This is a genomic window from Leeuwenhoekiella sp. A2 (assembly GCF_047946655.1).
Classification (GTDB): Bacteria; Bacteroidota; Bacteroidia; order Flavobacteriales; family Flavobacteriaceae; genus Leeuwenhoekiella.
In genome coordinates, this window is sequence record NZ_CP172311.1 from 3,965,934 (window position 1) to 3,990,681 (window position 24,748).

The window sequence follows — 24,748 nt, forward strand, 5'->3', positions numbered from 1 at the left end:
TTTCTAACTTTTAAGTACAGTCATCAATTCCTCCATATTTACTACTGCATACGATGATGAATAATCTGAAACTGCATAAGGTAATATAAGACTGTCATTATGAATCAATGCCCCACATGAATAAACCACATTAGGCACATAACCTTCCCTTTCATCCTCCAGAGGTGCAAGCAAAGGTTCATCTAGTCTGCCTATTTCCTTTGTAGGATCTTCAAGATCAAAAAGTGAAGCTCCTATGCAATATCTGCGCATAGGGCCTACACCATGTGTCAAAACCAGCCAGCCTTCATCTGTATATAATGGTGGCCCACAGTTTCCTATTTGCGTGAATTCCCAAGGAAATTTAGGTTTTTGTATCAGTACAGGATCATTCCATAATGTGTTACGATCTGAGTACATGAGGTAATTATTTACACCATCTATTCGCGCAAGCATAGCATATTTACCCTTTATTTTTCGCGGAAACAAAGCGAAATTCTTATTCTGCGCCCCACTGCCGTGAATAGGCATAATCCTAAAGGTTTGAAAATCTTCTGTTGTGAGTAACTTAGGTATTATCGTATGCCCGTTGTAAGCGGTATAAGTAGCATAAATTTTCTCTGTGCCATCGTCATCTGTAAATCTTACAAAACGGGCATCTTCCATGCCTTTACTTTCTGATGGTGAACTAGGGAAAAGCACACGTTCTGAAATATCGCTGTCTATCTTAAACTTTACATCGTAATATGAATTTACAAGCCATTTTATCTCCTCAAGCCCAAGTCTGCGTGTGGTGCTAATATCACTGTTGAGTTGTTCATCTACATATCTTTTTAACTCTTCATATTCAAACTGATCAGGAAGCCTGTCCATTATTGAAGAAGAATATTTATGTGGAATTTCCATCTCGGTTAATTTCTCAAAAAACCGCGCTTTGTTATATGTGTGTTTTTGACCAATGTTTGCCTGAGTGACATGATTACGCACTTTCATCACACGCATATCATTGTTCTCATCGAGAATTGCCCTGCGAAAGACAATAGAAGAAAGATGGCCCTCACCTGTGGCTCGCAAAGAAAGAATAATGCGCTTCTCGCCTTTCTTTAAAAAAGATTGATCAAAATCTTCAATTATTGACGGATTAAATAAGGCGGCAGACTCAATAGAATATTCCATTGTGCTGTATGAACCAATAAGCATCTTTCTGGTCTTAGAAAGATTTTCATAATCAATATCCATGCTTTGTATCAAACCGCTGTGGTTATTACAATGGCGCAGAAAAATTTTAGAAATATTGCGATGCCTTCCGGCGAAATCTCTAAACGTATGATCAAGCTCTTTATTTACCTGCTCCTCGCTCATATTCATAATACGACCTACAAGCTCTTTTGTACGTACTTCTCCGTTGTCAAAAAAACGAGCTAAAACTCTGCTGGAATCTGGTAGGAATTTGCAATCTTTTCTAGTAACAGTTACTCTCATGTAAAGATTTAAAGTGAATACTCTCAAGCACTGAAAAATTTCTTAATGAAATCGTTTCTTGTGCTTAACATTGAACTCTATAAAAGTTCAAAGCTTTCATGATAAATTTATGAAATAAACATGTAGAAGATAAGAAGCAGGCAGGGTGATTTTAGCAAAAAACCAACTTTAACAAAAGATATAGAATCTTGAGATAAAATGATAATTAAGTATTAAATTCTCGTTAATCAAGAATAGCGATCTATAATAAAGGTATTTCGGGTAGAGTGTAATTTTTAAGAACATCTTTTAATTCCCAAGTTGGTATTTCTAAAGAATAAATACCGGTATATGCAGGACACATGATACAATCGTCAAAGTAAAACTCTATTGAACTGTCATTGATCACAAAATTATTTTTGTACACACTAAAATCGTGATCTGAGATTTGCCAGCAATCATAATACATATCTCCAGACATTATATTGCGCTTGATAACTTCGTTAATTTTAAAAAGAACTTCACGCTCACTATCGCGCTGAAAGAAATAATCATAATCCAGAAATTCGCCGCTATCAAGGTTATAATTTAAGCCCGTAAAAGAACTGGTAGCGGGCACTGCCCCAGAATAATAATTCTCTTTGTAAATCACAATGCTTAACAGATCATCTTTAGCATTGTGCACTTTATAGTTTATTAATCGCTTATCTCGTACGCGTTCCATTCTTAAAGTATCACATAGTAATTCTGTATCTTCAAGAATCTGATTGGTTACTTTCTCAATATTTAAGTAATTATCTTCCATAAATATATTAAAAGCGACAAAAGACTTATTGATATTTTCATTTAAATAGGGAAACGTATAATCTAATTCATAAAACTCATTCTCTTTGTGCAGATGTTTACTGATCACCAGTTCTTCCTGCCGATTTTTAGCCTTATTTAGCCGAAAAACCTGCTTATTTAGCCGATTTTCAAGCTCATTTTCGTTTAAAATAATAACATTATCCTGAGGTTTTTTAGCGAAAGAGTCTGTTACGGTTTTTTGATGCTCTGGTGCAATAGTTTCATTTGTGATTGCTTTTTTACAGGAAATCAAACTAAACAGAACAAGAAAAATTAGTATTAGACGCATAATCGAAGTTTAGAATTTTAATGAAATAAAAAAGGTGAAGATCACCACAACCTCCACCTTTTACCCAACTAAAAAATGTAATTGCCTATTATAATTAACAGGCTAGTCATCAAACTCACAATCAATAATTTTAAAACTACAGCAGGTTTTTGTACAGTTATAATTGAGGCATTATGTGCGCTGCAAGCAGTCACCACCAGAAAAACCATAAACATTTGCGCTGCATGATGCCCATGTAATAAAACTGCCATAACAGCAATACTTCCCAAACAAGTAGAAGCAATAATAGCCAGGGCAGAATACCCTATAAAGTTTTCAGAAAAATCCTCGCTAATTTTGTTGTAAAGTGTCATAACTTTTTTCGTTTTAAAATTATACATCAAAACTACCTGTGTTTTAAAACAGAGACAATGACATTTGTCATCGTTAAATAAGTGGTTGATTATTGTATTTTTGAGCATGCGTGTATTTGATGAGAACAGCAATATTTTCAAATTACTTTCAGAAGCAATTTCTGAAGGAGTTGTAGTTGTAGATGAAACCCAGAATATTGTGGCGATAAATAAGTCTGCCAGTGAAATGTTTGGTTATGAAGACAACGAATTAACGGGCAGTCATCTGGATATTTTAATTCCTAAAAATCTGCATCACGTACACCAGAGTTATGTTGCCGGTTTTATGACACATACAGACCGAAGACAAATGGGTCACGGTCGCGATTTGTATGGGAGAAAAAAAGACGGAAACTTATTTCCTGTAGAGGCAGGTTTAAATCCTTTTGTAGTTTCTGGTAAGCGCTATGTTATGGCGCTTGTCATAGATATTACAATACGTAAAGCTCAGGAAAAGGAGATTAGAGAGCTCAACTCACAGCTGGAACAAAAGATAGAGGCCCGAACAAAAAAACTAAAAGTCACTGTAAAAGAGCTGCAGGAAGAAGTGCTCTTGCGCAAAGAAGCTGAGTCTCGCATGAAAGAGTCGCTTCAAAAAGAGAAGGATCTTGGTGAACTGAAAACCAAATTCCTTTCTTTAGTTTCGCATGAATTTAAAACTCCGTTAACCGGTATGCTTTCATCTGCTTCGTTGGCAAGTAAATATACCCTTACAGAGCAGCAGGAAAAACGCGAGAAACACCTCAATATCATTAAAAGCAAGATTAAATACCTTGATAATATTCTCAATGATTTCCTGTCAATAGAACGTCTTGAGACCGGTAAAGTGACTTATAAATATGAAACCTTCCCATTAAGTAAGGTCATTAACGAGGTTGTTTATGATGCTAACATGCTTTTAAAATCAGGGCAGAAAATCAAATTTCCACAAAAGATAGAAGATTATACGTTGAGCTTTGATGAGAAAGTACTCGAGTTGGCCCTTTCTAATTTGATAAGCAATGCCATAAAATATTCACCAGAGAACACGATTATAACACTTAAAGTGGAAAAAGAGGGTGATTTTCTGGTAATTTCGGTTCAGGATCAAGGTATGGGCATCCCGGAAGAGGAACAGAAATTTATATTTAAAAGATACTTTAGAGCACAAAATGTACTTACACATCAAGGCACCGGCATAGGTCTTAATATTGTACAAAGCCACCTGAACAATCTAGGTGGCACAATATCATTTATCAGTACAGATACCGGTACAACCTTTACCATGAAAATACCACTACAACCACAAAAGTCATGACAAATATATTATTGATTGAAGATGATCAAATTGTAAGAGAAAATACTGAAGAACTGCTTGAGTTAAATGGTTTTGAAGTATTAACCGCTCCTAACGGGAGACTGGGAATTATGAAAGCATTATCTACGCATCCAGATCTAATTATATGTGATATCATGATGCCAGAAGTAGATGGTTATGGGGTTCTTGATGCTTTATCACAAAAAGAAGAGACAAAACACATCCCGTTCATATTTCTTTCTGCAAAGACAGAACACAAAGAAGTACGCAAAGGTATGGATCTTGGGGCAGATGATTATCTTACTAAGCCATACGAAGAAGAAGACCTTATAAGCGCTGTTAGAAGCAGATTAGCAAAAGCAATACTTACTTATGAAAGTACATCTGCAGATGATAGTCCACAAAACATCAATGAGCTAAAAAATTATTTTGATGATGAAGGCGAAATTATTGAGGTGAGTAAAGGTGAAATTTTATTTAATGAAGGTGAATCTTCAAACAAAATATTCTTACTGCTTAAAGGTGTCATTAAAACTCACCGGCTTGAAGAAAGCGGCAAAGAATTAACAACAGCACTTTATAAGGCAGATGACTTTTTAGGGTTTACATCACTAAGCCAGAATGAACCTTATTCTGATACGGCAACGGCTATTGAAGAGGCAGAACTTGCTGCAATTTCTAAATCTGATCTTAAAGATATTTTAAGCAGTAGCCAGAATCTTTCTTTAGAACTCATGAATCTTATCACCTCAAATCTTGCCGAGGTTAAAAGTCAACTTCTTCAAATGGCTTATAGCTCTATGCGACGTAAAACGGCTTCAACTATTCTTCAGTTTGCAGATATACTGCAGAAAAACGAAGATAATACGATAACAATTGGTCGTTATGATCTGGCTAATGTGGCCGGCATTGCTAAAGAAAGTTTAATAAGAACACTGTCAGAATTTAAAAAGCTTGACCTTATTGAGATCACTGGTCGCAATATTAGGATCATCGATCTTAAAGGTCTAAAAGAGGTTTTATAAGACTAAAGTGATTTTTATCATTTTACAGGATTTTTCATCGATATACATTTGACCTATTGAATGAAAAACCCGATGAAGAAGATACTTATACCCACAGATTTTTCGGCAAACGCGTTAAACGCGATACAATATGCCCTGCAATTCTTTAAAGAAGAACACTGCACCTTTTATGTACTTCATGTCTCACAATCAATAGCAGATCCTGCTACTACAAGCATGGGATTTGCATCTATTAACGCTGCTATGATGCAGGAGGCTATTGCAACAGACCATAAAAAATTGTGTAAGCTTATAAAAACCCTGCGACAAGAAAATAACAATATAGATCATCATTTTGTGTTCCTGCAGGAATATACTTTTTTTACAGAAGCTGTAAAAAATCAGGTTACAGATAAAGATATAGACTATATCGTTATGGGCACAAAAGGAGCTTCTGGATTTAAGGAAGCTGTAATAGGCAGTAATACTGCAGACGTTATTACGAAAGTAAAATGCCCAGTACTTATTGTTCCTGAAAAAGCAAAATACCAGGCTCCTGGTGAAGTTGCTTTCCCCACAGATTATAATCTTATTTATACACCTGAATTACTGCGCAGACTCACAGAAATCCTGGCGTTGCATAAAGCAGAACTACGCATCCTTAACATTCAAAAAAATAATGAAGATCTGGCGCCTTTTCAAAAAGCAAATCAGGAAACTCTTGATCTTCTTCTAAAAGATCATCAACATAGTTTTCATACAATCACACACTCAAATATTGAGGCTGCCATGCAATCTTTTATAGAATACAAAAAGATAGATCTGGTAGTTATGGTTGCAAAAAATCTCAACTTTTTACAACGCTTACTTTTTGAACCGCTTGTAGAAAAGATTAGCTACCATACGCAAATACCATTTCTAGTATTACACGAGCGATAGTAATCTACAGATTTACAAGAACTATAATCTTTTTACTTAAAATCTTCCTTCAGGTTATGAAAATCGGTGATTTTTATGCAAAAACCTCCCTTTTTAATGACATATATCATGGTGTCTAGCGTTATTAAAAATTATCTTTATTGCTGTAAAACAAACACTTACAGTCATGAGAAAGATAGTCATACCTACAGATTTTTCTACCCACGCTTTAAATGCACTGCATTATGCGACAGAGTTATTTAAGTACGAGCGATGTGAATATTTTATACTTCACGCCTACGCAGATGATGTCTATCATCAAAATGCATTGTATGAGCGTGCACTCTTTGACGAGGTAAAAACCAATATTGAAAATGAGGTTAACAAACAGTTTAAACTCATAGAAGCAGATTTAAAAGATTTTTCTCCCAATCCCAGGCACTCCTATAAAGCAATAGCTAAGTTCGGTTTACTTATAGACGAGGTAAATGATCTCGTAAAAGAAGAAAATATAGATGTGGTTATAATGGCCACTAAGGGTAAGACTAACGATCGCAAACTAACCTATGGCAGTAATGCGCTACAGGTTTTAAAATATGTAGAAGCACCTGTTCTCACAATCCCAGCTGGTTTTAATTACGAAGCTCCCAGAGATATTTTGTTTGCTACAGATTTTATGATGCCCTTTAAACGCAGAGAACTCAAACTGCTGTGTATGCTAAGCAAAAGCTACAGAGGCACAATTAACATGCTTTACCTCTCACCACATGAAGAATTAAGCATAAGACAACAAACTAACAAAGAGTTTCTTGAAGATTGCCTTGAGAACAATAAAATGGTTTATCACCAGCAAACGGGTGATGATCTTCTGGAGAGCATCAATGAGTTTATTCCTACAAACGAAATCGATCTGCTGGTAATGGTAAATTCCAGACATTCTTATATGGAAAGTATTTTATACAGTTCTAAGATTGATAAGATAGAACTCAATATCAAGATCCCGTTTCTGGTACTGCAGAATTTTTCGCGATAAGCATTTCTATTAAAATTCTAAAACTGATAAATGTCATAGTATTCTATAAATCAATCATTTAATTTTAAAATGTCATTAAAACTTAACAAGATGAAAAAGAAAATATTAATACCAACAGATTTCTCTAAAAATGCATGGCACGCCCTAACATATACATTAGAGCTCTTTAAAGAAGAAGATTGTGACTTCTATATTCTTAACTCTTACCAGCCAGATTCATATTTGCTAGACAGCATGATGGTTCCTGAGCCGGGAGAGAAATATTATGAGCAATGTAAAAAACACAGCGAAGAAGGTCTTGAGCGTTTATTTCTTAAACTTAAAGAGCGCGACGATAATGAAAATCACACGTATCACACGATCTCTTCAATTGGCTTGCTTATAGACAGTATTCTTGAAGAAGTAGAACGCAAAGACATTGGGCTGGTTGCTATGGGCACAAAAGGAGCTTCTGGAACTTTTGGTACTCTGTTTGGCAGCAATACTATTTACACGATGGAAACTGTACGCAATTGCCCTGTGCTTGCGATTCCTGAAGATGCGCTATTTAAAGAATTTAAAGAGGTCGTGTTTCCCACAGACTATAGAACTCAGGTAAAAAAGACAGAGCTTCAAAATCTCATTGATATTGCTAAAGGTGTAAGTGCGGCTGTAAGGTTTGTTCATATTGCAGCAAATGATAATCTTGATAAAAGTCAGGTTAACAACAAGAATTTGCTAGATGAATATTTCACTGCTGTAGAGCATACATTTCATACGCTGCATAGCGGTGATACCGCCACGGCATTGTCAAATTTTGTAGAAAGTCGAGGCAGTGATATGATCGCCTTTATAAACAGAAAACATACATTCTTTGGCAGTATTTTCTCTAGACCTCTTGTAAAAGAATTGGGCTTCTATTCTAAAATTCCTATTCTGGCGATGCACGATAGAGGGTAATTTTCGCTCTGGCGAAAAAAGTTAAAAAGTAAATCAGCTCAATTTTACTGAGTTATAAAATCAATGTATCATGAAAACGGCATACACAAATCACCTGCACAACAAGGCGGAATTTGAAAACGTAATCAAGTGGAAAGCAGATATCGCTCAAATTGATGCAGAAATCAGATTTACAAAGCAATTATTGAGCTCATACATGTTTGAGCCCCGCACAGAAATTCTTTTTAAAAAGTCTTTAAAGTTTCAAAGAAAACTTAGAGAAATCACTACAGATCTTGAAGAAATAAAAGGCAATATTAAAAAGTATGAACAAGCATCAAATCCCTTTTTCTTAAGCGAAAAAACCTATGTATACAATGCACCAACCGGCCAATTTTCTACCTTAAAAAGCCGATTTTTAAACATTTACTCCGCTTTTTATAAGCTTAAAGAAGAGGTTTTGACCTACATGAGAGGTGTTCTCAATCAAAATTATAAAACAGTCTGATTGCCAAAGTAAATTGCACAGATACTAATCCTTTTAAAAAGTAAGTCATGAAAACTAAACACACACTTTCAATATGGCAATCGCCAGATATTATACAAGAGCAAACCGTAAACTGGTTATCTGAACTTGAATTTATTAAAGATGAATATCATGTTTTTGAAGAATGGCTACGTGAATTTTCATTTCAGATAATGATAGATAATGACCTTATCAAAGCTCAAAAGATAAAAGAACAACTCAAACTTAATCATGAGCGTCTCACATTACTTCATAATCATATAACCGCTCATCATTATGAAATTGCCGTTCTTGAAGATGGCATTGACCAGCCAGAATTAGAAAAAATCATTCAGAAAAATCACCAGCAGTTACAAAAAGATATGCAAGAATTTAATGCTGCATACAGAAGCTTAAAAGTTGAGGTTTTTGATGTGATCAAGAACACATTAAAACATCTCAAAATAAAGAGCATTAATGCTTAGAACGTTTATTATGAATCGTAACGGTTAAGCCTGCTTTTTAAATTATGTACTTCTTTTTGTAGATCAATAACCCGATTTAAGAGATGATCTATCGCCTGTATCCCTTCAGGATTTATGCCCATATCCTGATGCAGGCGTATCAGCTTTTCTACTTTAGGTAGTTCTTCCTGAGCCAGGTAAGGCTCAGATTCTATTACCTCAATGTGAACCAGTTCATATTCTACCAGACTATCAAGAAGCGAGGTTGCTATCCCGTGGCTGTTACAAAACGTTGAGACTTTTATGTTATATGAAGTTGTCATAGCTTACAGGTTTGTTTTTCTGAGTTCTTCAAATAGGTGCTTCTGCTCTGCAGTGAGATGTTGCGGCATCTTTATTTTATAAGTGATAAACAGATCGCCAAAAGATTCATCTCTCTTGTATACAGGAAATCCTTTTCCCTTTAGCTTTACCTGAGTATCTTGCTGTGTATGTGGCTTTATTGTAAGCTTTACTTTACTATCAAAAGTTTCTGTAGTAAGTGATCCCCCCAGAACGGCAGTGGTAAGTGGTACTTCTACTTCTTTATAGAGATTTGCTCCCTCGCGTTTAAAGTGGGTAGTGTTGCGTATAGCAAACGTAATATAAAGGTCACCATTAGGCCCCCCATTTGCACCGGGACCACCATGGCCGCTAATTTTAATAGTTTGCCCATCTTCTATTCCCGCAGGAATTGTGATTCGAATATTTTTACCATTTACAGTTAGGGTTTGTTTATGCGTTTTAAATGCATCTTTAATATCTATCTCTAAAGACGCATTAAAATCCTGCCCTCTAAATTTAACTGATCTACCCGAAGACCTGAAACCTCCTGCCCCTCCCCGATTACCACCAAACATGGATTCAAAAAAATCTGAAAAATCACTGTCTGCATAACCTTCATTAAATCCGCCGCCGGTAGAATAACCACCGCTGGAACCTCTTGATTGGCGTGCTCTCTCAAATTCGTCAGCATGCTGCCAGTCTTTTCCGTATTGATCGTATTTTTTTCTTTTTTCAGGGTCGCTTAAAACTTCGTTAGCCTCATTGATCTGTTTGAACCTTTTTTCCGCTTCAGCGTCATTTGGGTTAAGGTCTGGGTGATGTTTTCGCGCAAGCTTCCGGTAGGCCTTCTTAATGTCTGCCTGCGTTGCTTTATTATCTAATCCCAATATTTTGTAATAATCTACATATTCCATAATTAAGCTATCTGCCACTTTTTTCACCTTAAAAATATTAATTTCTTAAAGAGAAATGTCAAGATTAACGTTCTATTATAAGGAATTATATTCGGCTTAAAGCATAATACATAGTTCGTTATACTTCTGTTAAACACACTTTAAACCAATTATTACTCAAAACCTATTTGTTAACTTCTTACGACGAATTTTAAATAAGATTTACTAATGGATGAAATTATTACGCATTCTAAAGAAGGTGCACGAAGCCAGGAAAAAGAGGTCGTAGTTATTACAGGAAGTAGCGGTTTAATTGGTTTTTCATTAATTAAAAAATTAGCTCAAAATTACAGAGTAGTAGGGCTAGACAGGCTGGGCCCTCCATATCCTCCGCTCGAGGCGGAATGTATAAATTTTGATATTACAGATGAACGAGCCATAGATGCAGCGATGGAACGTATACGTTACGGCTATGGCAGTAAAATTGCCTGTGTTATTCACTTAGCAGCTTTTTATAGTTTTAATACTAAAGACAGTCAGGCTTATGACGAGATAAATGTTGAAGGTACCAGAAAATTCTTAAATCAATTGCAGGACTTTGAAGTAGAGCAATTTATTTATAGTAGTTCTGATCTAATTTATAAACCTACAGTGCCCGGAAATAAAATTGATGAAGACAGCCCAATAGAGGCAAACTGGGGATATCCTGAATCAAAAATAAATACTGAAGAATTAATAAGACAGAATAATCACAACATCAAAACGGTTTTCCTGCGTCTTGCAGGACTCTATAATGAAGAAGGGCACTCAATACCTATCGCACACCAGATACAGCGTATTTATGAACGTGATTTTATAAGTCATTTTTATTCGGGAGATATAAATCATGGTGATGTATTTGTTCATCTTGATGATGTACTTGATGCTTTTGAAAAAACCGTAAACAGACGTCGAGAATTACCTAATGAACTGGCTTTAAATATTGGTGAGCCAGAAACTCCTACCTACCAACAACTACAAAATAAAATAGGCCAATTAATACATGGTAAAAACTGGGCTACTTATGAGATGCCCCCTGCTGTAGCTAAAGCCGGTGCATGGGCAAGGGATTTTGTAAGTGATTCTTTTGTAAAACCGTGGATGATAGACAGGGCAGGTGAACATTATGAACTCGATATTAGCAGAGCAGAAAAATACCTAGACTGGAAACCTAAACATCGCTTATTAGATACTTTACCTGATATTATACAAAATTTGAAAAGGGATCCTGAAAAATGGTATAAGAACAACAAATTGAATGAAAAATGAGTGGCATAGATAAACATATACCGCCCGGGTGGAATTACAATCCTGCTTCATGGTCTCAGCGCATTCCCATAGTGATACTCGCATTTATAGGTTTTTTGATCGCGAGTTATTTATCGCTGTATCAGTTTAAAATTATAGATGATGTATGGGAACCATTTTTTGGCAATGACAGCATCAAAATCCTGAATTCTAAGATTTCTAAAATTCTTCCTATTCCCGATGCAGCGTTAGGAGCACTAGGATATGTTGTAGATGCCGTCACGGGAATTATTGGGGGCACAAACCGCTGGAAGAGAATGCCGTGGATAGTGATTGTCTTTGGCCTTGCAGTAGGGCCATTGGGCTTTGTTAGTGTAATGTTAGTAGTTTTTCAACCAGTATTATTTTCTGCATGGTGCACTTTATGCCTGGCATCTGCTGTTGTATCAATTGCAATGATAGGTCCCGCCATGGATGAAATGCTGGCTAGTCTTCAATTTATGAAGCGGGTTAAACATTCTGAAGCTTCAACCTGGAAAGTGTTCTGGGGAGTGAAATCTGAAATTGAAAAAGTAAATTAATATGTGGGCACAAATTATAAATACATTCATAGGATTATGGTTAATGGTGGCTCCCAAAATCTTAGGATATGAATCAGTTTCTGGAGATAACGGGTATATAATAGGTCCTCTGGTTATAACCTTTTCCGTTGTATCCTACTGGGAGGCAACACGTGATGTGCGAAAAAGCAATTACACTCTAGGGTTATGGCTTTTACTATCACCTTGGGTTCTTAATTACGATCAAAATTCTGCCATAATAAGTGATATGGCGGCCGGGATTCTCCTACTGATTTTTGCTTCGGTTCAAGGCAACATAAAAGGCAGGTATGCCGGTGGTTGGTCTTCATTATTTAAAAAGTCTACTCAAGAATAAAATTGCCCCTCGTTAGAAGATGCTTAGAGAACCTGAATTAATTATAATGTTAATTTCATATCCTGAATAATCATCTATGAGAATGTCGTCAACATGAAGTTTAGCTAATTCACTACTCATTTTGATTTTTTTCACTTTTATAAATTCAGCAAATTCATCAAGTTTTTGAACCTGCTCCTGCCCTTTTATTATTTGTGTAACATAATCAATAAGAAGACTTCTCTTTTCTTCCCTTACTAAAACAAGATCTAAATAACCATCACCAGCTTTTGCACGCGGCGCCAGTTGTAAGTTGGGACCTGCATATTTAATGTTCATAAGCTCTACCATTAAAAATTGATCTTCAATCTTTATGTTCTCACCTTCAATAATAACTTTATGTGCTTTAAAATCTGCTAAAAGATCAACCAGTACTTGCCTTGTGCGCTGTAATTTATCTTCAGGAGATTCATCTTCTACCCGGTTATGCTTCATCTGATACATCAATTCAGGAAAAATACCCACTCCAAAACCTTCTATAAAAAAATTCTCCTCAGGGATTCCGCTTATAATCGCACTGTCAAAAGGAGCCGCTTCTGCCTTTAATTTTTTTTCTAGACCAAAATTCTCAGAAGATATTTCTAACGTACGTGCTATATTATTAGCAGTACCCATGGGGAATAGATAGATGGGTACTGCTTTCCCTTTTGATTTCAAAACTATATCTGCTACTTTGCGCACAGTACCGTCACCTCCGGCTACACATATTATATCTGTTTTGTGCTTTATAAAATCTTTCCAGTTAGCTTCATCTGTAGAGTAATATTTTACAGTGTAACCCTGCTTTTTTATTAAAGCTATAAGATCTTCTTTGCAGTGATCGCCATTACCCGCTGTTGCATTATGAATGAGTTGAGCAGTTTTCATTTCGTACCTTTTTAGAATAATAAATTTAAGATGAAGCAATCACATTATTTTCTAATTAACAGATGGTTATGATTTTTAAAACTACAATTCCCATTTTCACTTAAAAATCCTAATATTTTGATAATTAGCTTTTATCTCATTACTTGAAGAAGATATTTTTCTTAATTTAAATACCAATAGATTAAAATAGCTACCAACCAAAACAAAAAAACTATGAAAATATTAGTCACAAATGACGATGGTATTTACAGTCCCGGATTAATGTGTCTCGCAAAAGCCGCAGCGCACTACGGTGAAGTGATCGTTATGGCGCCAGATGTAGAGCAGTCGTCTATGGGGCAGGCAATAACATCAGGAAAACCCATTACCTATAAAAAATCGCCTATACATTTTGAGGGTATAGAAGCGTATAGAGTAAGTGGAACACCGGCAGATTGTGTCGCATTAGGCATGCATCTTCATGAAAATATTGATCTGGTACTTTCTGGCATTAACATAGGTGCTAATTTGGGTAATTCGGCTTGGCATTCAGGCACCCTTTCTGCTGCGAGACAAGCCGTTCTTTTTGGCGTGAGAGGTATTGCTCTTAGTGTATCTGTAGGCGACGGGGAGCCAGAATTTGAAAGCTTAAAACCCTTTGTAAAAGCCGCCCTGGCAGAAACCGTTCATGAAAAGGATCAAAAGCTGTTAAATATTAATTTTCCCAGAAATCCTGAAGGTGAAATTATCTGGACCTGTCAATCTGTTAGACATTATGACGGTAAAGTAATCGCAAATAAAGACCCCATGGGCAGACAGCATTACTGGTTTACAGTTATACCTATAGAAAATGTAGAGAAAGGTTCAGACCGCTGGGCTGTAAGGCAGGGTAAAACCAGTATAACACCCATGATCTTAGATTTAACAGATAAAGCATACCTTGAACAGCGAATAGCTGATAAACAGAATAATTAAAGTAGGTAAGACAAATGTTTTTAATTCGCTTAAAGCGAAAAATCAGCCTTTTTCACCTGAATATCGACAGTTAAGGGTGTAAAATCAGCAAAGGTACCAGACTGCTATAATTGATTTTTGAAACAGAAGAGCCAGATATAAACCGCTCAAGAAAAGTCTCAGGTTCTAAAACCATAACAGTAAGGTCTACATTTAAAATTTGTACAAAGCTATTGATCGCATCTGCGGTAGGTACATTTGTGATGCTATAAAAAGAGTGAATAAAGTCCTGAAAATATTTTTTCATTGCTTGTTTTTCTTCAAACTCACTTATGCTAATTTCTTCAATCTCTTTAACGCGCAAAATCTTAATAGAAGCTTTATGTCTGTATAAAATATCGGTGAGGAGTTCTGTATTTTCGGCATTAAAAGCATCATCATAATCAAGTGCGTATAAAACCGAATGAATATTCTTATAACTAAAGAATTGAGGAACGATTAATACCGGGCAGTTAATATTGCGTATAACCTGTATAGTATTACTTCCTAGCAACACCTCTAGCGCTCCTGTTGCACCATTACTTCCCATTATAATAAGATCAATCTTATGAGCTGTTACCGCCTGTGCTATTGCATCTGTAAAATGATCATAATCTATTAATGCTTTAAAAAAGAAATCTGAATCTGTGTTTTCCTCTTTGAGTTTAGATACCGTTTTATACAATTTTTTACGGGCAGATTTTAAAACAGACTGATGTACTGTAGCATTTGCTGGTGCTGCCATAAGATCATCTGTTGAATAATTACCCGCTTTCTCAACATGCAAAATGTAAAATGTGCAAAGTTCATTTTTAAAGAATTTTAAAGCATAGTCTATAGCATTTTGAGCATGCACGGAAAAGTCTGTTGGCAGAAGAATATTTTTCATGATTAAGCTTTTAGAAGGATAAAATTAGAAGACTTCACGTTCTTTTTCAATGACATAAATCATCTTAAAAAACCGGTTTAATCTCTACCTTTTTAGTGAATTAGTAAACCTTTTTATTATGAAAAAGCTCGAACAACTCTTACTGGATATTACAAGACTTACTTATCAAATAGAAACTAAATATCCTGAACTTTACGCGTTTTTAAACGAAGATCCCATCACGTTGCCTGCGCTTAATCATCCTCATATTGATATCAACACTATGGCAGAATATCTTGAAAGTTTAAAAAGTATTTTAAAGCACCATTTAGAAACACATAAAACCAATAACTAAATCTCAAATTTCATACTTAATCTAATTTGAGAAAACGCTTCAATTAAACATAAAATCGCTATTTAATGCTTAAAAATGGTTATGATGAGAGTAATTATACCAATAAGCAGAATAAGAAAAAGTACACCGGTTCTAAACTGATCCTGAGAGATTTTATCTAACAGTTTTTTACCAATGTAAGTACCCACAATGCCTACTATTACTAAAATAGGAATAAGATAAAGATCGTGGTTATGAATATAACCGTTGTAATAGTAAACAAAGCTCCTTGTAAAATCAATCCCCAGATCGATCACTGCAGAAGTGGCTATAAATTTAGCTTTGTCCATTTTAAAGGCAGACATTGTTATGCCTCGTATAGCACCTCCCGTCCCCAGAATTCCAGCAAAAAAACCTGATAAAGCTCCGCCAACGATGGCATTTCTTTTACTTTCTGCAAGAACTAATTTTTTGTAGATAAGAAATATCAAGCTAAGTAATACGAGAAATATCCCCAAGGCAATTGTAAGCCAAAAGCCTTCAAAATATCTACTGAGAATACCGCCGATAAAAACAAATATAACAGCAGGAATACCTAAGTAAAGAACCAGCTTTTTGTCTATTCCTTTTTTGAAAAAAGCAATCTTCGTTACGTTACTTGACAGGTGAAAAAGTGCTGTAATACCCAGAACAGATTGAAAATCTAAAAAGTAATTGGCCACAGGTACAAAAAATACAGAAGAACCAAAACCGCCAACGGTTCCTAAAATTTCTGCAATAATTGATAAGATTATAAATACCGGTAGATAGCGACTTAGCATGTGAGCTTTATTTCAATCAAAACTAGTCGAAACTAATATTTGAAGAAATGACAATTATCACTAGAAAACCGCTAAAAATCACTCAAAACCTTCTAAAAATGAGTGAAAATCGGTTTAAATCGATAGAAATTCGCTTAAACATATTTTTTTTGATTTAGAATAAATTAAATGTAATCTGCTCCCATAATAGGGTTAGGAAATGCTCCTATGCGTTTCGAAATTACTCCTATAAGCTGAAAAGCTTCAGGAGCTTCTTCCTTGATTTTAGTAAGGCGTATTGATTTTTTTATGATCTTATCTTTAGGATTAGCAGGAGTTGTATTAAATGTAAAATTTAGACTTTCATAATTAGCAGCATTAATCTCACATTCAAAGTTGCCGTTCATGGTAAGATTTGCACTTAGCTTATTAGCGCTGCCCTTAGTTATTGTAGTAGTGATATCTTTGTCATTCTGCTTAAATTTCACATCAGTCGTTTCAACATTTACAGGAATATTATTATCAAAATCATAGAAGTAAAATTCGCAACTAATACTTAGCAAAAAGGTATTTAAGATCATGGGTTTCATTACAAAAGCCTTTATCACAGCTGGTTTGGCCGGAGTTGTAACAGCTTGTTTTCTATTGAGAATGGGAGCAAGTTTTATAAATTTGTTTTGTTTAGTACCTATAAGTGTTCTCATGTTTTGCTGCCCATTTTGTTTTGTTTTTAACTTAGAAGCAACGTCAAATAACGCGATTCTGTCAACATTTAGCGATTTGTTTACAGATTTTAATTGCAGACTTTTACCTTCCTGAACCTGTGCCGTATTAATGATAAAAGGTCCTAGATTTTGAATGACTTTTTGCTTTAATAAAATTCTGTTTTGATTAGAATTTGTCTTTAGTTTAATATCTACATTTCGTATAAAAATAAGCTTACTCGTTACGGTGGGTATTTCAATTTCCTGCTTATTTAAAATATTAATATCCCAATATGGTGAGGTTAGGATTGAATCTTCAAACCAGGCACGAGTAACATCTACAAAGAGCAAATCAAAATTGATAGATTCTATCTCCAGTTTAGATAATTCTGAAGTACCCATAATTTCCTCATACTTTTCAAGATCTGCACTTTGTAAAAGTCTAATTAGTTCTTGCTCGTTTATTGCTATTTTTTTCCACTCCAGGTCACTGCCTTTGAAGAGGTTATTTGGCATACAAGAAGTTAGATAAAAGCTGGATCCACTACCGGCATGATCGCGTTTTAAGCTCTCCATTTGCCCTTTTACAGCGATAAATTTTCGCATGAATCTTTTAAATTCATCCTGAATTATATCGAGAATTTTATTTTCTGTTTCTTCCTTTTTCCCTGTAGTTAACCAGGTATTTTTTACCTCGTTCAAATTGTCTTCTTTTAATTTGATCTCAAGATCTACAACACTCCTGTTACCATCATTCAAAGACGATTTGAGTTGTTTTATTTCTTCAGTAAGTTTATTCCTAAGATCATAAAAGGGCTTATAAGTGTTCCTTAAGTCAATACTAATTGCATCAAGTGCCATATGGAACAATGGGTGATCATATAACACATCAATGGTTAATGTTTCAGGATCCAGCAACCTCAGGCTGTCTAAAATATTTTTGTAAGGTTTAAAAAGATAATCATCGTGGTCTGAGACGGCCCAGAAATTATCTTCTCGGGGTATTGTATTGGCAATCTGAGAAAATTCATACAATTCGTCATAGTACTTCTGTACTTCCTCAGAAGCCATATTACTATCTAAAAAGAGAAAATCATCGTAATTAAATCCCGTAGAGAAAGGAGAAAAAATGAGATTATAGGCATCTTTCTCCTTCATCTCTCGAGAAAAGAAATCTTCTTTAATCTTCTCAAATATTGTGGTTAATTGTGACACCTTATATATTTTTTATACCCATTCTGGTACATCTGGTTTAGGATCTGGAGACTTAGGAAGAATATGGCATTTAAATCCTATAAGTTGCATACCCTCTACCTTAATGTCTTGAGAAGCTGTATCTATATTTACACTTCTTTCTTTGCTATTAGCTTCATAGTTACCTCCTGCATGAAAAGGGCCCCATGATACAAAACCACCACCGCTTGTAGATTTCATCTTACTTGCTATATCAGCATGTCTTTCGCCAAAATGCAGCGTTAGATCTTTAACAAAAATGGCTGTTGTAGTATAAGCCGGAATCATACCGTTAGGAGGAGATTGCCCATCTGAGACCATATTGTCTTTAAACTCTCCATTATTTTGATCAAATCTCCAGTACTTGCTTGTTAAGAAGTTCATATTAAAAAACGGTCTATTAATAGGAACCTGGCAAATTTTAAAACCTAGTTTAAAGCTACTTGCATCTATTTTTGTGGTTGATGTTTCAGTTTTATGTTTAGCTTTTGCCCCCACGGTCACAAAGCCCAGCGAAAAACCGCCGCCTCCGCCGCCCTGCTTAGAATCAAATTTATAATTTGATGAATAATCACTATTGCTAAAGTTAAACTGCGTCCAGCCATTATCAGTTTCTGCAAAGCCACCAGGGAGAAACGATGTATAGAAAAAATCTGATCCTGAAGCGGGACCAGTTAATCTGGCTTTCTCCATATCATCTATATATTGCTGTTTTAAGGTGAGCATACTTCTCCCTTCTACCTGTGCTATATAAGCAGCTATTTGATCATACTCTTCTTTAAAACCATTAGTTATCCAGTCATTTTTAGCAGCCATAACCTTACTTCTTAGAATAGATGCATTTAAAGCCCAGAAATGTACTGCTGCAGGATCTTTTGCGGCCAGAGCATTTACTCTGTGTGAGTTGTACTCTAAAGCGACATTAAGATAGTTTTGAAGCTTTTCATTATATTTTTTTACAAGCTGAGTTTCTTCGAGAACTTCTTCTTCCTCTTCTGTGACGATATTTACTTTTGTTTTTTTCTCCTGAAGCAGTCCACGCAAACGTTCAATTTTTGCTTTGGTTTTTTCATCCGGTTCAAAATTTGCTACCTGACTAAATTTAAGAATGTGTTGATACGCCAGTGACAGCGTATTCTCAGGATTCCATACATTCATTGTTACACTCCCTTTCACGCCACTTGTATCTGGTACCATATCACATAATCTGGCTACATTTTCTGCCTGCATATATTTTCTGGTGACATCCTGAGCCAGCAACGCATCTATTTCCTCTGGTGTTTTTTCTCGAGGAGCAGGTGCAGGCTGTCCATCTGCTGTGACAAGTTCTTCTTTAGGCTCTCTATAAATACCGGTAAATCCTGTAGACAAGTATTCAAGTTCTTCTTTAGGAAATGGCATCCCCACAGATAACCAAGCGAGATAGTTATCTGTAGATTTAGGTGCTACATCATCCCCATTTGTGAGTACATCGTATAATTTACCCAGTACTGAGTTCATTAATTCTTCTGGTAAAACTTCTTGTGCCATGACTATTATTTTTTATATTCTTAATTCATCTGAGTTTTTATTGTTGCTATCATAAATTCTCGTGTAGTCTTATCAAAAATGCCCGTTATGCTCATTGATAGATCTGTAGTCTGAAAATCTTTTAATGCTTGTTCTGTTTTAGATCCAAAAACACCGTCTGAAGTACCACAATTAAAACCTAGCTGTTTAAGGGAATCTTGTAAAAGAATAACCTCAGAACCTGAATTACCTTTTTTAAGATTTTTTGAAGTGAACTGCGGTGTTTCTACAGGTCTTAATCTTCTATAACCTAAAACTGTGTCTATCGTTTTAGCAGTTATAGAAACTTGATTTCCCTGATTCCCCCCTAGACAATAAACTCGTTTTCCATCAGCAGAAAAGCCGTTAAAAAAGCCTACATGACCTTTCCAGGATTCTCGACTTTCACGCCAGAAAACCACAATGTCGCCCGGTTCTGGATTTTCTATTGGTATACCTACATTTAACCATGATCTTGCGGCAAGAGAATTAGACCGCTCAAGACCAGTAGTTTTTGCCACCCAGTTTGCAAACAAACTGCACCATGCAGATTCGTCTGAAGTGTAGTTGTTAAAACCGCATTCTTTTGCATACTTTAATATTTGCGGATTAGATTTAGAGCCGGAAACTTCTTTTACGCCTATTTGTCCAGACGCGACTTCTACTACAGTTGCCATAATTTTAGTTTTTAATTATGATAAATGTATATTAAAATAAGTCGGAACTATTACATACTTACCCTGTAAATCAAGGGTTTATAACCCCTAAATAAAATAGGTGTATTCCCTATATCGTTTGCGTATTGGTTTATTTCAGCCCAGAAATAAGTAGTTATTTTATGAAAAATGATCTTTAATCGCCTGCTCAGCCGCATGAAAACCGCACATACCATGAACACCACCTCCCGGAGGTGTTGACGATGAGCATAGATAGATTTTAGAATTTGAAGTTTTATAAGGCGAAATTTTAATCAATGGGCGTGTAAAAAGTTGAGTTATATCCTGTCTTCCGCCATTAATATCACCTCCTATAATATTGGGATTAAATACATGAAGTTGTTCTGTATTCATAGTAGAGCGCTTTAGAATACAATCTTTAAAACCGGGAGCCGCTCGTTCAATTTGATTTTCTATTAATTCTGAATAATCCTTAGTACTACCATGAGGAACATGACAATAAGCCCAGGCAGTATGTTTACCCACAGGAGCACGCGTGTCATCAAATAGACTATGCTGAGCGATTAGCACATAGGGTTTATCTGTCATTTGACCGTTGTGTATTTGATGTTCAGAATCTTCCATTTCCTGAGTTGAAAAGCCTAAATGTACCGTTCCAGACCTTCTGCATTTTTCGTTAAGAAAAGGAATAGGTTCTTTTAAAGCCCAGTCGATTTTGAACACTCCAGCGCCATATTTATAGGTTTTAAGGCGCTTTTTATAAAGCCAGCTCAATTCTAATCCTTTTATTTTTAAGAGCTGTTTGGGGGTCAAATCAAATAAATAAGTCTTTGATTTAGGTAATTCCTGAATATCTGATATTGTATGAGAAAGTTCTAACTGCCCTCCTAATGATCTGTAATATGCTACAAGAGCTTTAGTAAAATTTCCCGCACCACCTTGTGGGAAAGGCCAACCACATTTATGAGCGAGGGCTGTGAGTACGAGACCAAAAGAAGACGAAGCCAAGCTCTTTAACGGTAAGGTAGAATGTGCTGCAGAACCATAAAAAAAAGCTTTGGTTTGATCGTTTTTAAAATAGTGATTTGCAATCATAGCAGCAGATGGAAGTGCTTTAAAACCAAATTTTAAGAATTCTAACGGACTTTGAGGCCAGCCTAATGGTCCTAAAAGATCCTCCTCAATTTCATCCCATTTTTCAACTAAAGGTTGGAATAAATTTAAGTAAGATTCTTTGTCTTTCCCTAACTCTGTTGCTGTTTGTTCTATATCCTGATAGCACGCTAAAGCACTTCCATCTTCAAAAGGCTGGGAAAAAGGTATCTCCGGAAAAATCCATTTTAAACCGAAATTTTCAAGAGGCAGTGTGCTTAGAAAAGGAGATGCATATCCCAAAGGTAATATTGATGAACCCACATCATGTTTAAAACCGGGCAGGGTAAGTTCTTCAGTCTTTGTAGAACCGCCGGGAGCATTTGCATGTTCATAAATGATAGTTTTTAAACCTTGCTGCTGCAACCGTATAGCTGCTGAAAGCCCATTAGAACCACTACCAATAATTACCGCATCATATTCTTCTAACTTCATGGCAATTGGTTTAAATCTAAATTGCTTAGATATTCCTTAAAGGTTGTTTTTCCATGAGCAGTTCCTAGCATGTCATTTGTGGTTATATGTGTAAAATATGAGAGATTCTCACCCAGATTTTTGGTAAAAAGCTTAGGAGGTTTACTACCTGCCTTAGCCAGCCATTTAGGAACATGAATTACAAATCCTCCTGTTTTCTTAGCGATCATAACTGCCATATCCTTACGAGTATGTTTTTCAGGACCACCAACTTCAATAACTTCAGGGCCGCTTTTTAAATAGGAAACTACCAAGGTGGCTAAATCACCATGATGTATGCTATTAGTAAGAGCTTTACCGTCACCTACAACGGGGATGAATTTTCGCTTCCCCATAATTACCAAGTCGTTAAGACCAGTAAAAAACCCTACCGGCCTTATAATCGTATAATTAATTCCGGAGTTAATAAGATCATCTTCAAAGAGCTTATGTGTAAGAGGAATTTGGAACTGGGGAAATTCATCTGCTCCTTTTATAGAAACATAAATAAACCGCTTAACCTTATTTTTTATCGCATCCTGCAGAATCGCCTTATTTGCTAAGTAATTTCCCTGATAGTATGTGTCTTTTGATTTTGTGAACATACTTACACTTTCGCCTAAAGCGGAAATTACAGTGGTTATTCCCCTGGTAATCCCATCAATTTTATGGGAGTCTCTAGCTGCGTTTGCTTGCCAAATATCACTTGAAAAATAATCTATTTTTTGTGCTTCCTCAGGTGTGCGAACTAAGCAGCGAACTTTTACAGATTTTTGAGCTAGATCTTTGAGTATTTCAAAACCCAATGCTCCAGAAGCACCAGCAACTAATATAGAGTCATTTGTAATTTCCACCGCCTTGTTTTTCAATGAAAGTACACAGAAATGCATAATAGGGTTATGCGATTAACAAATAATTAGGCCAACTGAGCACGTAAACTTCTAATTTATAGCCTTAAAATCACAATTAACTAAGTGATTTTAAACATACAAGTAAAAAAATTATATTCAGTTAATAAATAAGCCAGCCCTCACCTCAACCCTCTCATAGCGGACTTTAAGCACCTTTTTGACATACATTATTTTTTAACCTAATGATTAAATAATCCAATATTTTTGATACCTATAAATACGAATTTTACATTTTAACTATTACATTTTAGATAATTTAATATATTTAATACATATTTAACAACCAACCACCATTTATAAAACTAACCGTCATTTATGAATTCTTCAATTAATCGCACTGCGCTATTTACCGGTAGTTGCTTTGCCCTTATTACAACCGCTTTTTCATTTTCAATTAGAGCAGGAATACTTCCCCAATTAGCAGACGAGTTTAGCCTCTCTGCAGAACAACTAGGTTTTATCAATTCTATGTGGTTCTTAGGCTTTCCCATTAGTATGATAATAGGAGGTCTAGTGTATCACACTTTTGGTCCTAAAAATATTATGAGCGTTGCTTTTATAGCGCATACTATTGGCATTATAATGACTATATATTCTGGTGGATATATTGGTTTACTTATTTCTACCCTTTTCATAGGTTTTGGCAATGGTTGTACCGAAGCTGCTTGTAACCCTATGATTGCCGATATGTTTTCAGGACTTAAAATGAATAAGATGCTCAATCGTTTTCATATGTGGTTTCCTGGAGGAATTTTTATAGGAGCAATCGTTTCTAAATTCATGACAGATTGGGGTATGTCATGGCAAACACAGATGTGGCTAATAATGTTGCCCACTATCACGTATGCCATACTATTTTTTGGAAAAAAATTCCCACTCCCTTCTGTAGAGAAAGCAACCTCCCTTAAAGAGAATTTTAAAGCTATGGTTAGTCCTATATATATTTTTCTATTTCTTTGTATGGCACTCACCGCTATCTCAGAATTTGGTCCTAATCAATGGGTAAGCATAGTTCTTAGTTACAGTGGAGCAGAACCAATGTTAATTCTTGCTTTGACCTCAGGATTAATGGCTGTAGGTAGGTTTTTTGCCGGCCCGGTAGTAAGTTTATTGGGACAAACAGGAGTTCTACTCATTTCCGCTGTGCTCGCAACCATTGGCATCTACATGTTTAGTGTTGTTACGGGACCTATGGCTTATATAGCAGCAATTATATTTGCACTAGGTGTATGTTATTTCTGGCCAGTAATGGTGGGTTCTGTGGCTCAAAAAGTTCCTCTTAGCAGTGCATTAGGGATGTCTGTAATAGGTGGCGTAGGTATGTTCTCAACATCCATTTTTCAACCTATCATTGGCAGTTGGATAGATAATTCTCGTGAAGAAAATATTACTCAAGGTCTTTCTGGTAACGCTCTTGAACTGGCAGCAGGACAAGATACTTTACAAAATATCGTAGTTTTTCCTGCAATTCTAATTGTCTTATTTACTATCCTCTTTTTTTGGCAGAAGAATTCTAAAAAAACGGATGATTTAATAATTGAATAACACTTTAAGATTTATTCCCTCTCCTATAATAAAATTACCTTTTTAGTAAATTATTTCAGCTTTACATGTTGTGAGTGATTTATGTAAAATATTTTAATC

The 24,748-nt window shown here is 35.6% G+C and carries 26 protein-coding genes; 13 read left to right on the forward strand and 13 right to left on the reverse strand.

The genetic code is table 11. The annotated features are described in order from the left end of the window. Positions 1-3 precede the first annotated feature (3 nt). The 3 genes from ACH3PA_RS17445 to ACH3PA_RS17455 all read right to left on the reverse strand — a co-directional run bounded on the left by ACH3PA_RS17445 (position 4) and on the right by ACH3PA_RS17455 (position 2,928). Positions 4-1,461 carry a glycoside hydrolase family 130 protein gene (locus tag ACH3PA_RS17445; RefSeq protein WP_416442400.1) on the reverse strand — a complete coding sequence of 486 codons (1,458 nt, stop codon included), beginning with the start codon at positions 1,459-1,461 and terminating at the stop codon, positions 4-6. A gap of 241 nt (positions 1,462-1,702) precedes the next feature. Then, positions 1,703-2,575, reverse strand: coding sequence for a hypothetical protein (locus ACH3PA_RS17450; RefSeq protein ID WP_416442402.1), 873 nt, complete (start codon positions 2,573-2,575; stop codon positions 1,703-1,705). Between the two features lie 68 nt (positions 2,576-2,643). Continuing rightward, complete coding sequence (locus ACH3PA_RS17455; protein ID WP_416442404.1) at positions 2,644-2,928, reverse strand: hypothetical protein; 285 nt, start codon at positions 2,926-2,928, stop codon at positions 2,644-2,646. 106 nt (positions 2,929-3,034) lie between these two features. Between ACH3PA_RS17455 and ACH3PA_RS17460 the strand changes: the two genes are divergently transcribed. The 7 genes from ACH3PA_RS17460 (at position 3,035) to ACH3PA_RS17490 (ending at position 9,127) form a co-directional block, all read left to right on the forward strand. Beyond that, positions 3,035-4,264, forward strand: coding sequence for an ATP-binding protein (locus ACH3PA_RS17460; protein WP_416442406.1), 1,230 nt, complete (start codon positions 3,035-3,037; stop codon positions 4,262-4,264). After that, the gene (locus tag ACH3PA_RS17465; protein ID WP_416442408.1) at positions 4,261-5,289 is read left to right on the forward strand and encodes a response regulator; all 1,029 of its coding nucleotides are present in this window, start codon (positions 4,261-4,263) and stop codon (positions 5,287-5,289) included. Before ACH3PA_RS17460 ends, ACH3PA_RS17465 begins: the two co-directional genes overlap by 4 nt. 72 nt (positions 5,290-5,361) lie before the next feature. Further along, positions 5,362-6,207, forward strand: a complete 846-nt coding sequence (locus ACH3PA_RS17470; protein ID WP_416442410.1) for a universal stress protein — start codon at positions 5,362-5,364, stop codon at positions 6,205-6,207. Between the two features lie 166 nt (positions 6,208-6,373). Further along, positions 6,374-7,219 carry a universal stress protein gene (locus ACH3PA_RS17475; RefSeq protein WP_416442412.1) on the forward strand — a complete coding sequence of 282 codons (846 nt, stop codon included), beginning with the start codon at positions 6,374-6,376 and terminating at the stop codon, positions 7,217-7,219. Between the two features lie 90 nt (positions 7,220-7,309). Then, entirely contained in the window at positions 7,310-8,158 is an 849-nt protein-coding gene (locus tag ACH3PA_RS17480) for a universal stress protein (protein ID WP_416442414.1), read from the forward strand. Positions 8,159-8,228: 70 nt separating this feature from the next. Then, complete coding sequence (locus ACH3PA_RS17485) at positions 8,229-8,645, forward strand: hypothetical protein (RefSeq protein WP_416442416.1); 417 nt, start codon at positions 8,229-8,231, stop codon at positions 8,643-8,645. 47 nt (positions 8,646-8,692) lie between these two features. Continuing rightward, on the forward strand, positions 8,693-9,127 hold the full coding sequence (locus tag ACH3PA_RS17490; protein WP_416442418.1) for a hypothetical protein: 435 nt from the start codon (positions 8,693-8,695) through the stop codon (positions 9,125-9,127). 8 nt (positions 9,128-9,135) lie between these two features. Here ACH3PA_RS17490 and ACH3PA_RS17495 read toward each other — a convergent pair whose 3' ends face one another. Together ACH3PA_RS17495 and ACH3PA_RS17500 are read right to left on the reverse strand one after the other, a co-directional pair. Further along, positions 9,136-9,429 carry a chaperone modulator CbpM gene (locus ACH3PA_RS17495; RefSeq protein ID WP_416442420.1) on the reverse strand — a complete coding sequence of 98 codons (294 nt, stop codon included), beginning with the start codon at positions 9,427-9,429 and terminating at the stop codon, positions 9,136-9,138. Between the two features lie 3 nt (positions 9,430-9,432). Further along, complete coding sequence (locus ACH3PA_RS17500) at positions 9,433-10,344, reverse strand: DnaJ C-terminal domain-containing protein (RefSeq protein ID WP_416446722.1); 912 nt, start codon at positions 10,342-10,344, stop codon at positions 9,433-9,435. Positions 10,345-10,551: 207 nt separating this feature from the next. Between ACH3PA_RS17500 and ACH3PA_RS17505 the strand changes: the two genes are divergently transcribed. Genes ACH3PA_RS17505 through ACH3PA_RS17515 form a run of 3 tightly spaced genes read left to right on the forward strand, consistent with a single transcriptional unit; the run spans position 10,552 to position 12,546 of the window. Then, positions 10,552-11,631 carry an NAD-dependent epimerase/dehydratase family protein gene (locus tag ACH3PA_RS17505; protein WP_416442422.1) on the forward strand — a complete coding sequence of 360 codons (1,080 nt, stop codon included), beginning with the start codon at positions 10,552-10,554 and terminating at the stop codon, positions 11,629-11,631. Continuing rightward, positions 11,628-12,191: a vitamin K epoxide reductase family protein gene (locus ACH3PA_RS17510; RefSeq protein WP_416442424.1), complete on the forward strand. Its 564-nt coding sequence runs from the start codon at positions 11,628-11,630 to the stop codon at positions 12,189-12,191. The genes ACH3PA_RS17505 and ACH3PA_RS17510 overlap by 4 nt, the downstream gene beginning before the upstream one ends. Position 12,192: 1 nt before the next feature. Further along, entirely contained in the window at positions 12,193-12,546 is a 354-nt protein-coding gene (locus ACH3PA_RS17515; protein ID WP_416442426.1) for an SPW repeat domain-containing protein, read from the forward strand. 12 nt (positions 12,547-12,558) lie between these two features. Here ACH3PA_RS17515 and ACH3PA_RS17520 read toward each other — a convergent pair whose 3' ends face one another. Continuing rightward, complete coding sequence (locus ACH3PA_RS17520) at positions 12,559-13,452, reverse strand: diacylglycerol/lipid kinase family protein (protein WP_416442428.1); 894 nt, start codon at positions 13,450-13,452, stop codon at positions 12,559-12,561. Between the two features lie 213 nt (positions 13,453-13,665). On the opposite strand from ACH3PA_RS17520, the gene surE reads away from it, so the two are divergent. After that, the gene (gene surE, locus ACH3PA_RS17525; RefSeq protein ID WP_416442430.1) at positions 13,666-14,406 is read left to right on the forward strand and encodes a 5'/3'-nucleotidase SurE; all 741 of its coding nucleotides are present in this window, start codon (positions 13,666-13,668) and stop codon (positions 14,404-14,406) included. A gap of 70 nt (positions 14,407-14,476) precedes the next feature. On the opposite strand, the gene ACH3PA_RS17530 is transcribed toward surE, so the two are convergent. Further along, positions 14,477-15,313 (reverse strand): universal stress protein, encoded by an 837-nt coding sequence (locus ACH3PA_RS17530; RefSeq protein ID WP_416442432.1) that lies wholly within the window; start codon positions 15,311-15,313, stop codon positions 14,477-14,479. 118 nt (positions 15,314-15,431) lie between these two features. Between ACH3PA_RS17530 and ACH3PA_RS17535 the strand changes: the two genes are divergently transcribed. Beyond that, entirely contained in the window at positions 15,432-15,647 is a 216-nt protein-coding gene (locus ACH3PA_RS17535; protein ID WP_416442434.1) for a hypothetical protein, read from the forward strand. Between the two features lie 62 nt (positions 15,648-15,709). On the opposite strand, the gene ACH3PA_RS17540 is transcribed toward ACH3PA_RS17535, so the two are convergent. The 6 genes from ACH3PA_RS17540 to ACH3PA_RS17565 all read right to left on the reverse strand — a co-directional run bounded on the left by ACH3PA_RS17540 (position 15,710) and on the right by ACH3PA_RS17565 (position 23,047). Further along, a complete protein-coding gene (locus tag ACH3PA_RS17540) occupies positions 15,710-16,447 on the reverse strand; it encodes a sulfite exporter TauE/SafE family protein (protein WP_416442436.1) in 738 nt (245 codons plus the stop codon). Between the two features lie 164 nt (positions 16,448-16,611). Beyond that, positions 16,612-18,345 carry a hypothetical protein gene (locus tag ACH3PA_RS17545; protein WP_416442438.1) on the reverse strand — a complete coding sequence of 578 codons (1,734 nt, stop codon included), beginning with the start codon at positions 18,343-18,345 and terminating at the stop codon, positions 16,612-16,614. Positions 18,346-18,357: 12 nt separating this feature from the next. After that, positions 18,358-19,893 (reverse strand): hypothetical protein, encoded by a 1,536-nt coding sequence (locus tag ACH3PA_RS17550; protein ID WP_416442440.1) that lies wholly within the window; start codon positions 19,891-19,893, stop codon positions 18,358-18,360. A 20-nt stretch (positions 19,894-19,913) separates the two neighbouring features. Next, positions 19,914-20,588 (reverse strand): TIGR02594 family protein, encoded by a 675-nt coding sequence (locus ACH3PA_RS17555; protein ID WP_416442442.1) that lies wholly within the window; start codon positions 20,586-20,588, stop codon positions 19,914-19,916. A 159-nt stretch (positions 20,589-20,747) separates the two neighbouring features. Further along, positions 20,748-22,175 (reverse strand): phytoene desaturase family protein, encoded by a 1,428-nt coding sequence (locus ACH3PA_RS17560; RefSeq protein WP_416442444.1) that lies wholly within the window; start codon positions 22,173-22,175, stop codon positions 20,748-20,750. Next, entirely contained in the window at positions 22,172-23,047 is an 876-nt protein-coding gene (locus tag ACH3PA_RS17565) for an NAD(P)H-binding protein (protein WP_416442446.1), read from the reverse strand. The genes ACH3PA_RS17560 and ACH3PA_RS17565 overlap by 4 nt, the downstream gene beginning before the upstream one ends. Before the next feature lie 372 nt (positions 23,048-23,419). Between ACH3PA_RS17565 and ACH3PA_RS17570 the strand changes: the two genes are divergently transcribed. Beyond that, positions 23,420-24,649 (forward strand): MFS transporter, encoded by a 1,230-nt coding sequence (locus tag ACH3PA_RS17570; protein ID WP_416442448.1) that lies wholly within the window; start codon positions 23,420-23,422, stop codon positions 24,647-24,649. Positions 24,650-24,748: the final 99 nt, after the last annotated feature.